General features: G+C 53.8%; 16 protein-coding genes. 5 read left to right on the plus strand and 11 right to left on the minus strand.

Translation table 11 applies throughout. The features are described from left to right. The 6 genes from DPQ22_RS00435 to DPQ22_RS00460 all read right to left on the minus strand — a co-directional run. A partial coding sequence (locus DPQ22_RS00435; RefSeq protein ID WP_150212619.1) for a hypothetical protein occupies positions 1 to 830 on the minus strand: 830 nt, incomplete at its 3' end. 620 nt (positions 831 to 1,450) lie between these two features. Then, positions 1,451 to 3,325, minus strand: coding sequence for a PTS fructose transporter subunit IIC (locus tag DPQ22_RS00440; protein ID WP_210244002.1), 1,875 nt, complete (start codon positions 3,323 to 3,325; stop codon positions 1,451 to 1,453). A gap of 16 nt (positions 3,326 to 3,341) precedes the next feature. Then, on the minus strand, positions 3,342 to 4,343 hold the full coding sequence (locus DPQ22_RS00445) for a 1-phosphofructokinase family hexose kinase (RefSeq protein WP_150212620.1): 1,002 nt from the start codon (positions 4,341 to 4,343) through the stop codon (positions 3,342 to 3,344). Further along, positions 4,344 to 6,947, minus strand: a complete 2,604-nt coding sequence (gene ptsP, locus DPQ22_RS00450; protein ID WP_150212621.1) for a phosphoenolpyruvate--protein phosphotransferase — start codon at positions 6,945 to 6,947, stop codon at positions 4,344 to 4,346. 255 nt (positions 6,948 to 7,202) lie between these two features. Beyond that, positions 7,203 to 8,525: a methylmalonyl-CoA mutase family protein gene (locus DPQ22_RS00455; RefSeq protein WP_150212622.1), complete on the minus strand. Its 1,323-nt coding sequence runs from the start codon at positions 8,523 to 8,525 to the stop codon at positions 7,203 to 7,205. A 257-nt stretch (positions 8,526 to 8,782) separates the two neighbouring features. Beyond that, positions 8,783 to 9,538, minus strand: coding sequence for a L,D-transpeptidase (locus DPQ22_RS00460; RefSeq protein WP_210244003.1), 756 nt, complete (start codon positions 9,536 to 9,538; stop codon positions 8,783 to 8,785). A 292-nt stretch (positions 9,539 to 9,830) separates the two neighbouring features. Here DPQ22_RS00460 and DPQ22_RS00465 point away from each other — a divergent pair, with 292 nt between their 5' ends. Beyond that, a complete protein-coding gene (locus DPQ22_RS00465; protein ID WP_150212623.1) occupies positions 9,831 to 10,433 on the plus strand; it encodes a superoxide dismutase in 603 nt (200 codons plus the stop codon). Between the two features lie 441 nt (positions 10,434 to 10,874). Further along, positions 10,875 to 11,318, plus strand: a complete 444-nt coding sequence (locus tag DPQ22_RS00470) for a MucR family transcriptional regulator (RefSeq protein ID WP_150212633.1) — start codon at positions 10,875 to 10,877, stop codon at positions 11,316 to 11,318. A 74-nt stretch (positions 11,319 to 11,392) separates the two neighbouring features. Here the strand turns inward: DPQ22_RS00470 and DPQ22_RS00475 are convergent, their stop codons facing one another. Further along, a complete protein-coding gene (locus DPQ22_RS00475) occupies positions 11,393 to 11,842 on the minus strand; it encodes a SufE family protein (protein WP_150212624.1) in 450 nt (149 codons plus the stop codon). 123 nt (positions 11,843 to 11,965) lie between these two features. Continuing rightward, positions 11,966 to 12,520 carry a DUF5330 domain-containing protein gene (locus DPQ22_RS00480; RefSeq protein WP_150212625.1) on the minus strand — a complete coding sequence of 185 codons (555 nt, stop codon included), beginning with the start codon at positions 12,518 to 12,520 and terminating at the stop codon, positions 11,966 to 11,968. Between the two features lie 204 nt (positions 12,521 to 12,724). Between DPQ22_RS00480 and DPQ22_RS00485 the strand changes: the two genes are divergently transcribed. From DPQ22_RS00485 to DPQ22_RS08705, 3 genes are all read left to right on the plus strand, one after another. Further along, entirely contained in the window at positions 12,725 to 13,189 is a 465-nt protein-coding gene (locus DPQ22_RS00485) for a hypothetical protein (protein ID WP_150212626.1), read from the plus strand. A gap of 122 nt (positions 13,190 to 13,311) precedes the next feature. After that, entirely contained in the window at positions 13,312 to 13,668 is a 357-nt protein-coding gene (locus tag DPQ22_RS00490) for a DUF1491 family protein (RefSeq protein WP_150212627.1), read from the plus strand. Continuing rightward, positions 13,668 to 13,988: a hypothetical protein gene (locus DPQ22_RS08705; RefSeq protein ID WP_190323072.1), complete on the plus strand. Its 321-nt coding sequence runs from the start codon at positions 13,668 to 13,670 to the stop codon at positions 13,986 to 13,988. Before DPQ22_RS00490 ends, DPQ22_RS08705 begins: the two co-directional genes overlap by 1 nt. A 159-nt stretch (positions 13,989 to 14,147) precedes the next feature. Here DPQ22_RS08705 and DPQ22_RS00495 read toward each other — a convergent pair whose 3' ends face one another. The 3 genes from DPQ22_RS00495 to DPQ22_RS00505 form a co-directional block, all read right to left on the minus strand. Then, entirely contained in the window at positions 14,148 to 14,687 is a 540-nt protein-coding gene (locus DPQ22_RS00495; RefSeq protein ID WP_150212628.1) for a DUF1254 domain-containing protein, read from the minus strand. Then, complete coding sequence (locus DPQ22_RS00500) at positions 14,680 to 15,384, minus strand: DUF1214 domain-containing protein (protein ID WP_150212629.1); 705 nt, start codon at positions 15,382 to 15,384, stop codon at positions 14,680 to 14,682. Before DPQ22_RS00500 ends, DPQ22_RS00495 begins: the two co-directional genes overlap by 8 nt. A gap of 10 nt (positions 15,385 to 15,394) precedes the next feature. After that, positions 15,395 to 15,982: HEPN domain-containing protein (locus DPQ22_RS00505; protein WP_150212630.1), on the minus strand; the 588-nt coding region annotated here is incomplete at its 5' end.

The raw sequence follows: 15,982 nt of genomic DNA on the forward strand, positions 1-15,982 counted from the left end.
GGGCTATACCGAATTTGGCTATTGGAGAAGATTTTGAGGCGATCGGCAATAGCCGGGGGCAAGGTAAAAACATGACGCTTGTAATCAATAGTGCCGGCTGCGTCCCATTTTATCAGATCATCATGCACATCGCCCAACATGCCGTTTAAAGAGGCCAAATAGAGGGAAACAGCATCAAGCCCGGCACTGGGCCGCAAAGACCGCAGCGCATCATTAAGAGCCACACGGCGGCTGATAATTTTACGCAGAGAGTGCAGCTCTTCCCCCGTGCCGGCCAGCGGCTCTCGCGTCAGAAATTGTGCCAGGCGCCCATTTTCCCGGTTCAGCCGGCGATAATAGCGTTTATCGCTGCCTGGGCGATAAGCCGCCAGCCTTTGCCGCAGAAAATAACAGGAAACAGGCGACAGCATAAGCCACAACTGTGAGCCGAGCAGCACTATTCTGGCTTTTTGCCGGTTTATAATAGCGTCCTGAAGACGCCCCTGCGTTACGATTATAGCATTTAAATGCTGCGGATAACGGTGCCGGGCGTCAAAATTGGCGCAGCAAAAGCGCATATGTTTAAAGCAGGTGCGCGCCTTTCTATAAGCGGCGATCTGATCCGCATCAGCCGCGCGCTGTGCGATAATAGTTGCAACGAGACGGCGGAAAGCCGGTATGTCTACATAAGTATTTAACAGTTGCAGCGCCATATAATAGCAGGCCCGTCTTGTCCCCACAGAGCAGGCAAAATCTACACGGCCGGGGAGAGAGGCTGCCAAATCTATTTCATCATCAACTTCAATATTGGCAAATAAAACGGCAAGTTCTGCCGGGGAAAATTTTTGCATGACAGTTTTCTCGCAGAGATTGGTCGGTTTTATAAAAATTCGTGTAATAAATAGAAAGCTGCCGGAACTCTTCCAGCGTGGTGCGCCGCCTTTGAGCCGCGCCTTAATGCTATTGCCCGGCGGTGCGATAATGCTCCGCCAGCCTTTTATACAAATGGCAGGCACAATAACCAATAATTATGCCTGCTGAAAACCCCACCTGCGGCCGCTTTGCTTGTATCAAAGCGCCGATAACTCACCCGATTATGCTTATGAAAAATATTTGCGGTTTTTTAAGGGCGCAATCGCTATTTTGCCTGCCGGGCAAAGGCAGCCGGGCTGCTTTTACCGGGCGGTCTGAGAAAAATATGGCCAAATCGCAATAAGCCGAACTCCTTTGAATTGCGGTTAACAAATATAGCACACCGAAAATATGGCCAGGCCGCAACTCCGCATATAGTGCATTGCCTCACTCTGAAGCTATGGCCAAACCGGCCGCAGCCGGCAATAAGGGCAGCAGCGGCGATGTCTGGCAGCAATGGCGGCGGCAGAACTGCCGACCTGCCGCAGTCAACCGGAAAGTATGGTCAGGCCGCAACGAGAGGCCAAGAAAATCTGCACGCCCCAATAAATATAACTTATCAGAGGCCGTTTGCTCTTTTGACAGCGGGCGGCTGGTTTTGCTCTTTCGGCAGCGGGCGGCAAATCAGGCAAAGGCAGCAGGCGCTGACTATAGCGCCGCTGACAAGCGCCATAAAATAACCGCCATAATTGATAATGGCGCCTTTAATAGGCAGCAGGAAAATGCCGCCATGCGGCACAATAATACCGGTGCCGGCCAATAAAGCGACAGCGCCGGCAAAGGCTGAGCCGATAATCAGGCAGGGGATAACCCGCAGCGGATCACGCGTGGCAAAGGGAATGGCACCTTCACTGATAAAAGACAGCCCCATAATAAAAGTCGCGGCCGATGATTCCCGCTCTTTTGTGGTGAAGCAGCGCGGCCGCATATAACAGGCCAGCGCCAGCGCCATAGGCGGTGTCATGCCGCCAAGCATGGCCGCCGCCATAGGAGTGTAAATTTTTACCGATAACAGGCCGATAGCCACTGTATAAGCGGCTTTGTTCACCGGGCCGCCCATATCTACCGCCATCATGCCGCCAATCAACGCTCCCAGCAGCAAGGCATTGATTATGGCGCCATTACTTTGCGCCTCCAGCCCGCGCACCCAATCGGTCAGCATATGCAGCAGCGCTGTTGTCGGCGCCTGAATAACATAAAACAGAATAAGCCCGGTGGCCGCCGTGCATAAAAGCGGCAAAATCAGCACGGGTTTTAGCCCTTCTATTGTTCGCGGCAGGCGGATATAATGCGCGGCGGCTCTGCTGATATAGCCCGCCAGAAAGCCGGCAATAATGCCGCCGATAAAACCGGCGCCAATCTGATCGGAAACAAAGCCGCCAACCATGCCGGGCGCCAGAGCCGGCCTGTCGCCAATGGCAAAGGCAATATAGCCGGCAAGCACCGGCACAATAAGCGGAAAAACATTGCGCGCGCCGATTTGCCATAATATATGGGCAAAACTGCCGTTTTGCTCTTCAACATTAACGCCGCCCAGCGCCAGCCCAAGGGCAATAAGCAGACCGCCCGCCACCACGAAAGGCAGCATAAAGGAAACACCGGTCATAAGCGGCGCGTAAAAGCCGTTTTTACCTTTTTGTCCGCCTGCTGCCTGTGCTGCTGCGCCGGGGTTAGAGCCGGCATTTTGCCGCTCTGCCCGGTCAATAGCGGTTTGAATATAGGCTTTGCCATTGGCGATAGCGGCTTTGGTGCCGCTGCTATAGACATATTTGCCGTTAAAGCGGCTGCGTTCCACCTCGCGATCGGCCGCAATAATCACCAGATCGGCCGCGCTGATTTCCTCTTCGCTTAGCGGCGTGCCGGCGCCGACAGAGCCTTGTGTTTCTACCCTGATAGTCAGCCCCAGCGCCTTGGCACCTGTCATCAAAGCTTCCGCTGCCATAAAAGTATGCGCAATGCCGGTAGGACAAGAGGTAACGGCAACAAGTTTTTGCACCTTTCGGGCAGCGGTTTCGCCCTTATGCGGCACGGAGGGATTGCCGCCAATCGCCGCGGAGCCATCAATCGCTGCCCGCCCGCCCGCGTCCTTTATCGCCCTTTCACCCGGCGCGGCCGCAGATTTACCCGCCGCCTGTTCTATCTGCCGCCATAAAGCCGCAGACCGGTTGAATATATCCTCGCGGGTCGCCGCGATAATCGGGCCGGAAAATCCGGCCGCCCAGGCCGGCTTGTTTTCTTCCCCTTGCCGGCTGCCCACAAGCAGCATAATATCACCGTTCTGCCAGGCCGGGGAGATATTGGGCACAGCACTGCCGTTGCGCCTGTATATTTCTATTTCAAAGCCTTTTTCCCCGGCTGCATGCAGCAGCATTTCCTGCGCCAGAATCGCCAGAACAGGGGCATCGGCTTCATCAATAACGGCAAATAATTTCATAATATAACCCCGTTTTTCAATAGAGCCGCCGGCAGCACAAATTTTGCGCCAGAGCATGCAGGCGGGCGGGCTTTGGTAAAGCCGGGCCGGCACATTCCAGCTTGGCCCCAGCCCATAAAGTTGCGCTTCCGGCAATATTTTCCAGCTCGGCCGCTGTTATTATGTCGCTTTCTGTCTGCTCCAGCAGAGCCTTGATAAGGCCGGCTACCATAGCATCGCCGGCGCCAACTGTGCTGGCCACTTTGTCCAGAGTAATCCGGGCGCAACAAGCTGCTGCCTCGGTTACAAACAGTGCTCCCTCAGCGCCCATGGAAACAGCAACCAAAGCAATGCCGCTCGCGGCGAGGCGGCGCGCTTCCTGCAAAATTTCCGCCTGATCGGTTAATTTTTTGCCCGACCATTCGGCCAGCTCTTCTCTATTGGGTTTAATGCAAAAGGGACGCGCCGCACCGCTTAACAGCGCTTTCAACGCCGCGCCGCTGCAATCTGCCACGCATCTGGCTTTTTGCGCGCCGCTCTGCCGGGCATAAAACTGCAAAAAATCAGCGTAAAAACTATCCGGGCAATGCGGCGGCACACTGCCTGCCAAAACCAGAAAGCGGCTTTTGGCCGCTGCCAGAATAGAGCGCAGTTGTTCCAGCAAAACCGGGTCGGCCGAAAGGCCGGGCAGGTTAATATCGGTCGTCTCAAAGGCAGAAACCAGCTTGATATTCCGGCGCACCGCTCCTGCCTGATAGAGAAAGTGATTTTCTATGCCGCGCCCGGCCAGAAAGCTGTTAAAAAAATCGGCATTATCGCGACCCAAAATACCGGTGACCGCTGTTTTAACCCCGCCCGCCGCCAAAGTGGCGGCGACATTAACACCTTTGCCGCCCGCTATTGTAGTGCAGCTTTGGGCGCGGTTGACCGCACCTGTTGCCAGCCTGTCCAGGCCAATGGTCATATCAAGCGCGGGGTTAAGCGCCAGGCAGGTGACGGGAGCACAAATCGGTGCTTTTATCGCAGTTTCTTCTGTCATTCAGACCTCTTTCCCGCCCGGCTCGTCCGGCTGCGTTGCCGGCGCGGCAGTCTCAGCCGTTGCGGGTTTATCGGCGGGCAGGCCTTTATCCAAAGCACGCACTTCTGCCGCGCTTGATCTGAGGCAGGCCTGCCGCGCCAAATCCCGCATCAGGCCAAGCGGTGTGCGCCTTATCTGCGCTTTGACGGCAGCAATATCACGCGGAGTCATAGACAGCTCATCTACCCCCAGCCCGGCCAGCAAAACCGCGCCAAACGGATCAGCCGCCAGGCCGCCGCAAACGCCGACAAAGCGGCGATAACGCCGGGCGCCGGCGACAATGCGCTTTATCAGCCGCAAAACAGCAGGGTGCAGGCTGTCTGCCTTGGCGGCAAGATCGGGATTTTGCCGATCCATCGCCAAAGTATATTGGGTTAAATCATTCGTGCCGATAGAGAAAAAATCAGCATAAGCAGCTAATTTATCAGCCTCAATGGCAGCGGCCGGCACTTCCACCATAATACCCAGCGGCACGGGCGGTGCATTCAGGCTTTGGCGAATAGTTTCGCTTATATCTTTCAGCCGGATAATTTCTTCTGCCATTGTGATCATCGGAAACATAATAGAAACAGCGCCGCCACCCGCAGCCGCGCGGTAAATCGCCCTTAATTGCGGGTAAAGCAAATCAGGCCGGTGCAGGAGCAGCCGGGCGCCGCGCCGGCCAAGAAACGGATTATCCTCTCGCGGCAGATTGAGATAGGCCACTTGTTTGTCACCGCCAATATCCAGCGCGCGGATAATGAGCGGCCGGCTGCCAAGCGCGCTCAGCATAGCGCGATAAATGTGATATTGTTCCTCTTCATCTGGGGCGGAATCCCGCTCCAGAAACAAAAATTCCGTCCGCATCAGCCCAACAGCCTCCGCCCCTTGATCCAGCGCAAAAGCTGCTTGATCCGGCCGGTTAATATTGGCGGCAATAATAATATTATGCCCGTCCGGCGTGGTGGCGGGCAGGCGGCGGCTCTCTGCCTGGCGTTGTTGCCCGGCCTTTATTCTGGCTATTTCCGCCCGGGCGGCGGCAATATCTTCCTCTGCCGGGTCAAGCCATAAGGCACCGCTATCGCCGTTAAGAATAGCTTTGGTGCCGGCTGGAACTTCGGCCAGATTTTTGCCGGCCGCCGCTATTGCCGGCAGGCCTATGGTGCGCGCCAGAATGGCACTATGTGAGCTTGGTCCGCCGGCAATAGTTGCCAGGCCGCAAATATAGGCCGTATCCAGAGCAGCCGTGTCGGAAGGGGATAAATCCTCGGCCACAATAATCAGCTTTTCCCCTTTGGGCAGAGCGGCCACAGGGTTTGCCGCCGCGGCCGGCGCCATATTTGCCAGCACCCGCTTGCCAATATCGCGCAAATCTGTTGCCCGCCCGGCCAATATGGGATTATCCATGCCGGCCAGCCTGTCGGCTGCCTCCCGCACTGTTATAGCCCAGGCCCTGGCTGCGCCGCGCCCGGCCAATATCAAGCGGCAGGCTTTGGTAATCAGCTCGTCATCATTGAGTAAATCTGCCTGCGCTTTAAATATGCCGGCTTCCTGACGGCCAAGACGGCGGGTTATATCATCAATCACAGCCTGCATTTGCTGTCTGGTTTTTTCCAGCGCCTGCTGTAGCAACAGGCCGCTTTGCGCCGGCGGCAGCGGCCTGTCCTCTATTTCCGGCTCTGCCCCGGCGCTATGATAAATTATGCCGACCGACAGACCGGGCGCGGCGGGCACACCGATTATCGGCGCCTGCCCTGAGGGCGGCTGCCAGCTTTTGGCCAGGCTCTTCGCCTGCTGTTCGGCCGCCTGGTGCGCCTGTTGTTTTTCACCGGCGCTCAAGGCCTTTACCGCCTTTATCAAGGCCGCAAGTTTTTGCGCTGCCTGTTCACCGCCGGCAGAAAAAGACAATTCATCACCGCATTTTGCCCCAAGCTGCAGTAAAGAGATCAGGCTTTTTATATCGGAAACCTGATTGCCGAGCCGCACTTGCAGCGGCGCGTCTGCCTGTTTTGCCGCCTCAATCCACAGGGAAGCCGGGCGGGCATGCAGGCCATTGGGATAATCCAGCCGCCATAGAGCAATTTCTGCCAAATCATGCGCCGGCGCCTCGGCCGCTGCCGCTTCCCCTGCCGGGTCAGACAAAGCTGCGCCAATAGCGGCCGGGTCATGCGTGGTAAACAATTCAGGCAGTTTTTGCGGCTGTTGCAACAATCCGGTTAAACGGCGCAACACCGCCAAATGGCCGTCACCGCGGGCGGCAATGCCGAAAACAAGATAAGCAGTTTCGCCCTGTGACCATTCTACCCCTTGCGGCACCTGCAAAACCGCCACTTTATCGGCCCGCACATAATGTTTGTCCTCTATCATGCCGTGGGGAATGGCAATACCGCTGCCCAGCCAGGTATCCGCCTGCGTTTCGCGCCGGAGCATGCTCTCTATATAAGGAGGTTCTACCGCGCCGGCCTCAACCAATATTTGACCGACAGCGCGAATAGCCTCCTCACGATTGCGCGGCGCGGCATTCAGGCGAATCAAAGCCTCTTCAACCGCTGTGGCAGCCAAGGTGGAATCTGGAATAGCAGGCATGGAATTTCCCCGGTTTCGGGCTGCTATTTTTCTATTATTCCAGAGAAAGTCAAGCCCTTACCCCGTCTTCCACAATTTGTGAGACATTTGACCGCAGAAGCGGCACGGGAAATATAGCGGGCCGCCGCCGGCAGGCGATTTCCCCAACAAGAATTGCAACAACCATAAAGAGCCGGGTTTAACGCAGACTCCAACCAGGCGATCAGGGTAATTCTCCCCAGGGGGGGTGTGCAATCATAAAGGGGCGCAACCGGCTCAGACTGTTTCCCCGGGTGCATTGGCAGCGGCACCTGCCAGCAGGCTCTCAGTGCGGCAGAAGGTCAAGGGCGTGCATTGCTCTATGCCTTCTGCCTGAAAAGAAACCGGTTTTTGTGCATAAATTGCGGCGCCTTTATCTGCTGTGCCGGCAAAATCCGCAATGTCAATAGGGGCCTGCTTACTGCGTAAATAAGCAGAGAGCCGCAATTCCTGCGCTTTATGGATACGGCGTATCAGGCTGCCATTTACCAGGCTTGGCAAAATGCCGCCCTGTTGCTCAAAAAACCGGAATTCCTCCCAGGCGGCAGCGGCCAGCTTTTCTACCAGCGCCGCATTGGGGGTAAGGGCGCTGCCTGAAATCAGCGCTGTCGGCGCGGTTTCACGGGTGAAGACCAGCGGGCAGTTGCGCGCCACGCGCCGCGCCTGGGCGTTGGGCAGGCCAAGCGGCAGGCTATAAGGCAGAACGCTCAATGAGACAGCGCCGCCGGCAATGGCGGCCAAAGCGGCAGCAGTGGCGCGGCTTATATTGGTCAGGCAATCACGCCTGGTCATCATGCGCATGGAAGTTTCAACATGAATCGGCGCTGCAACCGGTGAGGCAATGCCATGGTCTTTTTGCAATTTATGCCAGAGCATTTGCAGCACCTGCATTTTGGCAATATTGCGCGCCGGATCCTGATCCAGAGCTGTAGCAAAACCAATATGCGGCAGGGCATAGGCAATATGATGGCGGCCTTCTTCCACCATTTGCAAATGACTGTGGGCGACAGCCAGCATGGCGCCGATTTCCTGTGCCCGGCTTGCCCCGGCATTGTGGAAGGGGCGGCCGTCAGCCTCCAGCACTATGCCCGGCAGGCCGGAAGAGAAAAAAGCCGACATGGATTGCGGCAGCGAAGCTTTTAACGCCGCCAGCGACATTTTCAGCCGGCCGGTGCTGGCCAAAACGGCAATCGGATCAATGCTGAAAGTGATTTGAGTTGATTTCAGCTCAAGCCGCTTTTTTTGCAAAAACTCAACGCATTTTTCTGTCAGTGCCTGGCCGTGAGGGTGATTGTCAATGCGAATATGCAAATTGGCCAGATCGATCCCGTCAAAGAGTTTTTCCATTATATCTGCCCGGGCGGGCAGGCCAAAGCGCCAGGCATTAGGCGCGCCGGCAAAAATAACGGCAATGCCTGTGGCGCCGCCGCGCAAATCTTCCTCTATCTGTTGCCTTGCGCGCGCAATATCCGGGTCATCGGCGCGTTGCATAACAGCAAAGAGCCGCGCTGTTTTTTGCTCATTGCGTTGCATTTTGTCTTTGCCTGGCACCGTTACCATTGCCGGATAATCCTTCCTTTTGCCGCTGGAAATATGCAAAACATATTTTGCGGCACAAGCTTGTGCGGCGCCCCTGCCGCTGTTGACAGGACAGGCAGCGCTGCCATTATTATAGGCTATACCGCCTTGTCAGGGCAATAGGCTTCGGCCTTGTCTGTTTTGATTTTTTTGCGCAAATTCCGGCCCGGAATTTGCCGTTTTCAGGATAATCTGTCTGTGCCGGGAGAGGCAGGCTGTTTATATTCTCGCCGCCGGATTTAGCGCACAATAATTCTGGCCCCTGCCGGTACACGGTCATAAAGATCGATAATGTCCTGATTAAACATGCGGAAACAGCCTGAGCCGACATTTTTGCCAATAGTCCACCATTCCGGCGTGCCGTGAATACGGTATAATGTATCGCGCCCTGAACGGGCAATATAAAGGGCGCGCGCCGCCATGGGATTATCCAGCCGGCCGTCAAAATGACGGCGTAACAGAGCGCCGTTTTTCCCGGCTCTTTGCACCATGCCGGCAGTTGCATTCCATTGCGGCCAGGCTGCCTTGCGGTTGATAGTGGCCGTGCCTTGCCATGAAAAACCTTCACGGCCAATGCCAATGCCGTAACGAATGGCCAGATTATCTCTCAGCACCAGATAAAGATAATGGCGTTTGCGATCCACCACTATTGTGCCGGGCTGCTCGCCGGTTGTATTATCCACTATTTGCCGCAAATATTGCGGATTTACCCGCGCATAAGGGATTTGCGGCACAATATAACCATTATCCTGGCGGGCGGCATAAATTTGCGGATAAAAAAACATCATATCGCGCCGCCAGGCAACAGGCTGGCCGCCAATAGCCATAGCATCGCGCGGATTATTATGCCGCGGGCGGGGAGAATCCCATAACCAGGCGGCCTGCCCCTGCGGCAGCAAATATGGCTCGCGCGAATTAAGCGGCTGCATACAGGCCGTTAAAGCCAGCGGCAAAACCATAACAGGCAGAAAGAAATTTTTGCAGTTTTTACACATTATTTGCCACGCACCGGATAAGAGCAAATTTAAACGGCAGAGCCGCTTTCTCCGCTTGTTCATAGGAAATTATGCTGCCGGCAGAAAAGTCAAGGCCCCTCGCTGCCGGCCCGGCTGTGCATTGGGCAGAATTTGTCTTTATTTTGCCCTGTTGTCTCTGTAAAAAAGGCTGTCGGCTGGTCTTGAGCTTTTATGCCGGGCCGGGCCGCGGCTTACAGGCGCTGCCGGGTTGCAGCCTGCCGGTGCCCGTTTGACAATAAATAGGGAAAGCATAACAGACAGGAGAATTGCGATGACCTTTGAATTGCCCCCTTTGCCTTATGATTATGATGCCCTGGCGCCTTATATGTCGCGCGAAACTCTGGAATATCACCATGATAAACATCACCAGGCTTATGTGACCAACGGCAACAAGCTGCTGGCTGAATCCGGCCTGAAGGGAAAAAGCCTTGAAGAAATTGTGAAAAAAAGTTTCGGCGCGAATCAGGGTCTGTTTAATAATGCCGCCCAGCACTATAATCATTTGCATTTTTGGAAATGGTTGAAAAAAGGCGGCGGCGGTAAAAAACTGCCGGCCGCTCTTGAAAAAGCGATACAGGCCGATTTGGGCGGTTATGATAAATTCCGCACCGATTTTATCAATAATGCGGCGGCGCAATTTGGCTCGGGCTGGGGGTGGCTAGTCTGGCATAAAGGCAGGCTGGCGCTGATGAAAACGCTCAATGGCGAAAATCCGCTGGTGCATGATGCCCTGCCGCTTTTGGGTGTCGATGTGTGGGAGCACTCTTATTATATTGATTATCGCAATGCCCGGCCGAAATATCTGGAAAGTTTTATGGATCATTTAGTCAACTGGGATTATGTGCTGGAGCTTTATGAAAAAGCGGCCGGATAGGTGGTGATTGCCGGTTTATGCCGGGCAGGCGGCGACGTGTTCCAAACTGCCTGCCCGATAAAAAACAGCAAGCGGCGCGCTCTGGTGCCGCTTTTATTTGTTTGGGGCTTTTTATTCTTGCCTGAGCCGGGCAAAATACCCGCGGCCTGCCGCCTGGCCTTGGCATTTTTGCCTTATTTTGCAACAGTTTTAGCGCAAGTTTTTTTCTTTTCCTGCTTTTTACAGTAAACCGGCCCTGTTATTTGTGTTATTGACAAACAAAAAGACAGAGGATATTAAGTGAGCAAAGATTAAATCCTCTTATCATTGGGTTTATCATTCTTACTCGGGAGGGGGATACCGCTTTATAACAGCAACAGAGGGTGTCTGCTTATAATCGGAGCGGGGTGCGCGGGGGCGAAACAGAGACTGGCGAAATCAGGTTCAGGAGATATTATGGATATGCGGGAGAATGGACAGGACATAAAAAAGGAAGATGATAACGGCAATCTTATCGCTTTGACTGCCGGTATTGTTTCTGCCTATGTCAGTAAAAATGAGTGCGGATCCGGTAATCTGCCTGAAATTATCGCCAATGTTCACGCCGCGCTGACGCGTGTGGGCGCCAATAGGGGTGACGAAATTGTGGTGGAAAAACTGAAACCCGCCGTTAATCCCAGGCGCTCTGTTACAGATGAATATATTATCTGTCTTGAAGACGGCAAAAAATTTAAATCTTTAAAGCGCCATTTAATGACTCATTACGGCATGACGCCGGATCAATATCGTGAAAAATGGGATTTGGGCGCTGATTATCCAATGGTGGCGCCCGATTATGCTCAGGCGCGCTCTAACCTGGCCAAGGAAATGGGGCTGGGGCGTAAGGGCAAAGGCGGTAATGCCTGAAAGCGGCGCCGGTCAGGCCTGCCGATCGAGGCGCGTATTTCCAGACCCGGCCGAAAGGCCGGGTTTTTGCTTTTTTATCCAGGCGCTTCTGTCCCGTTTCTTCCGGGGCATTTCTGTTCAGCCTCTGCGCGGATACGGCCTATCATGGCGCGCAGCCCGTTAGAGCGCTGCGGGGTCAAATGCTCTTCCAGCCCCAGGCGCTTTAATCTGGCAACAGCGTCAATCTGTCGCACGGCAGAGGCTTTCCGGCCGGAATAAAGCGCCAGCACAATGGCGATCAAGCCTTTGACAATATGGGCATCGGAATCCCCCTTAAAGTGCAAAACCGGGTCGTCTTTATCCCCGCTTGCCGTGCAGAGCAGCCATACCTGGCTGACACAGCCGCGCAGTTTATGCGCGGCGTCTCGCGCGGCCTCAGGATAAGGGGCAAGCGAGCCGCCAAGTTCAATAATATAGCGGTAGCGCTCTTCCCAATTTTCCAGCAAGGCAAAATCTGCTTCTATCTCTTCTATTTTTATTTGCATTTTGTAACCCGCAGCGGCGCCTGATTTATATGCCGATTAGCAGAGCGCTTGCTCCGGGCTGCTTGTAAGCAAAGCCCAGGCATAATACAAGGAAAAACCGGCTTTCCCGGCATAAAGCTGCGTTTAATGCCGTTTTTCACCTGGCCCCTCGCTTTTTCCCGCTTGTTTGCCCGCCGGTTTTTTGCTTTGCTGTTTGCGCTTTATTTTATGTTTATCCGGTGCGGCCCGGCTGCTGACAGTGCCGGGCTTTGCCGGCTTTATTTCGTCTGCGGCTGTGGGCTGTGCAGCCTTATTCGCCGCTATTGCAGCGGGCACAGCAGCGGCGCTGCTCTCCGCTTTTTGCGGCATTTCCCCCTGTTTGGCCAAATATTGCTCAGTATTTTCTGCCCCTTTGTGGAAACCGCTGCCCAGCCATTGATAGGCAAAAGCGGCGCCCTGCCGGGCTTTTTCTGCCATCAGGCCAAAAAAACTTTTACCCGTTGCGCAAGCCTGCGGATTGCGCCGGCAAAAACCGTCCATATCCTGTAGCAAACTGCCGACAGCCGCGGCCGTGGCAAACATACCGGCCGTTTCGCCTTGTCTATCAGCCGGCTGTTTATTCCCCGCCGGCAGGAAAAAAGATAAAATAATAAATATCAGGCATAAAAACACCCCGGATTTAAACAGCAATTTTATCACTTGCCCAGTCTTTCACCCCGGCTTTACCGGTATTGACACTGTAAAATTAAACATAGGACGCCTATAGAGGCCTTTATCATTAAATTTACCTTAAAAATCTAAAATAGATGTGAAGACAGGGCGAATCATCGGCTTTATGAAAAACAGGGTGCTTTTGCAGCATAGAGAGAAAGCAGTAACGGGCAAATTATGCAAGAGAGCGCAATGCCGGACAAACAGAATAGCCATTTTGGCAAAAAGGCAAAAATGCCGTGGATTTTGCGCCTGTTTTTGGGCATTGGGGCGTTAATACAGCTTTTGACCAAATATATTTGGCGCCTTTCCCGCAAAAATGTGCCTTTGGCCTTGGGGCTGGCTCTGTTTGCCATAATATTTGCCATAGTTACTTATAATGCTTTTTTCCGGCAAAGCAGTATTTCCCGCCCGATCCTGTTTTCTACCCGTGCGGATAAATTTGCCGTGCCAGGGCCGGGGGGCGAGCAAAACCGCCCCTTTGTTGCAAAAGCTATCAGCACTGAGGCGCTGACCAATAATAAGGGGGATAAGGCTGCTCCTGCCGCCATTTCGCCTGGGCGACAAAGGCAGCCGCGCGATAGTATTGCCGATTTTATTACCGCGCAGGAAAAAAGCTCAGCCCCCGGCATCGCCGGGCGGAAAAGGCACTGGTAAAAGGCGCTGCCGCCCTGGCCGGCCAGGGTCTGGGCTGTTTGTTCAGAGTGTTGGAGCCGGGATAAAATCGCTATAGCGCTTTATCAGGCATAAATCTGTTTTGTAACAGGCAGAGAATAGTGATGCGTTTGACTTCGGATTTCTGGATAGCAGCCTTAATGCGCGATGTGCGCCGGCAGGGCGGCTTTGCCTATTTGGCGCGCCGCGGGGCTGAAGAGGCAGGGGCAATTTTTATCCGCCAAAACCGGGGCGGCGGCCTGAGCACGCTTTATGGCCCGGCACCGCAAATTTTTTATGATGCCGCAATAATGCGGGGCGACCGGCTGTTTATGCTGCTGTTACAGGGGGAAGGAGAGATTATAGATGCAAGATTACAGCAGGAACTGGATTTTGACCCTGATATTTGGCTGGTGGAAATTGAGAATTTTGCTGATTTGGCAGAAACCGGGCTGCTGCAACTGGCAGCTTTTGATATGTAATGAGGAATGATATATGTTTTATCAGGGGTATTTTTAGCGATAATCGCAGCTTTTCTCGTTCTAATTTATTTCCGTTTGGGAGACATCAGAAAAACGGCGGAAGAAAAGGAGCAGAGAGAGACAGGCCGCGTGAAGAGCGCGACAGAACTTATAAAATGGAGAAGGCAAAAGTAGAATCGCGGCTAAAAGAAATTATATCAGATTCGGGATACTGCGATGAAAAAGGTTTTTCAGAAACCATGAGTACACGAGGTGAGCCTGAGCATACACCCGCGCGTGCATTGCTTTATAATCACTGCTGTAAATTCCTGGCCGCTTGATGCCGATACGCTCCCTCCGGTTAAATAAAGGCGCGGGATAGCTGAGTGCCGCATTAGCCGTATCGGCCAGCCCGAAAGGCACCCGCCCGCACGGCGGTACAGGCACGGGAGCCGCAATAGAGCCGGGGAAGCCGGATTGCGGCCGCCGCCTGAGAAAGTTTAATAATCAATGCGCTCACATTTGGCACCGGCAAAAAAATCCTCCACCTGTTTTTGCCAGTCGGCAGAGGGCAAAAGGGCGCGCAATATGGCAAAATTATTGCTGCTATTGAGTGCGGCAACCGCTGCGCCAGTATAGGCTTCCGGCATATTATGTTTGAAATCCATCATTTCCAGCGGGTTAACGGCAATTATATTCAGCACATTATCGGGCGCTGTATTGCTGTTAATACTGTAAATATTTTCTCCCTTTTGGCTGTAAATGGAAAGCGACCAAAAAGGCACATCACCGGCGGCGGCGAGATGAACGGGGCTTTCTTCCAGATTAAAGCGGCATAATTTCAGCCGGAAAAATGGGTCGGCCGTTTTACTGACAGGGTTATTGGCCGGCAGGGTGACAAAGCGTGAGAGCGCTGTTTCCCGGCCAAGCCGTGTCCATAAGGCCGAGCCGCTATAAGGCAGGATAAGCAGCAAAACGGTAAGATGAACAAGCACGGCGCCAATAAGCCCCAATAATATGGCGTAAAACAATTTAGCCACAATGCCTCTCCTTGATTTTTACCACAGAGGGCATGGAGGGTTTGGTAAGGCCGATCATGGCGGTTATCGGCGTATCATAAAGGTTGAGCTGCAAGGCATAAGGGCCGCGGGGCACGGCCAGCCAGTTACCGTCCTGCACACGCGGTGACAATATAATGGTGATAGCGCCGCTTTCATCGCGGATAATATCCGTTGACAATAATTTATCAGGCCAGTTTTGTTTTGCCTTTATCGGCACGCGCTCTTTATCTATGGCATAAAGGGTGAAAAACCGCGCCTCGGGCACTTGCCCGTGTATAATATAGCGGCAGCGGCCGTTAAGTGCCTGCCCCTCATCATCACGGCTCAGATAAAAGCTCAAACCCTCAGCCCGGCCAAGGGCAATATCGCCGCGCAGCAAGGTTTTTGCCTGCACATAAGCATCGGCCTCTTCTGTCTCTGCCTGCGGCCAGGCTGTCCACAGGCCGATTTGCACTTTGTGAAAACCGTTAAAATGCCGCAAAGCATAATGCACACTCAGGCCGCCGCCAATCCCGGCGATAAGAGCGGCAATGAGCAGGCGAGCAAACAGGCGCGGCATGAAAATGTCTCTATGGCTTGCAGCCCTGGCATGAAGCGCTGCGACAAAACCTGCCGGGTAAGCAAAGCAGGTAGAGAAAATATAGCGCAAAGCGCGGCAATAGAAACTCTTGCCCAAAAGCCGCTATTTATGGCAAATGCGCTGCACATATTTGCCGGACGCGCTCCTGCAAGATTTCAATGCGGCTAAACAGCCATTGTAACTGCAAGGCGGTAATCTTGTAATGCGGCGAATAGCGCCCCTCAACATAAGCGCGGCGCAACAGCTCAAAACAACGCTTATAGGCGCGCTTATCTTCCGGCCAGACCGAGATAAGCTCCGGCGCATGGAAATTGGCCATTGAGCGCAATTTGCGCAAATTATGCAGTTTGGGGCTATAGAGCATCAGCGTTAACAACAGGCAGTGATAAATAGCTTCTGTTGCCTGATGCGCCTCAAATGCGGCATATCGCATATCTATGCCCATTACACCTTTTGATCGTTCAAAATAAAATCTTGCGCCGGCCAACCGCGCTAGAGAGCCTTCATAATATTGGTCAAAATATTTCTGCGCTTCTTCATATTGCTGTTTTTCTGTCATAGCGCCGGCATCAGCCAGCGGGTAGCCCGGCTCAGCATAAAGCTCTATGCCGTCTCGTAAAATATCAAGAAAAAACGGCCGCCCAAGCTTAAGCCGGGCATTGACATCGCGATAGCTATGCACAATAAACTCGAC

This window comes from Candidatus Tokpelaia sp., from assembly GCF_008636115.1.
Taxonomy (GTDB): domain Bacteria; phylum Pseudomonadota; class Alphaproteobacteria; order Rhizobiales; family Rhizobiaceae; genus QLZD01.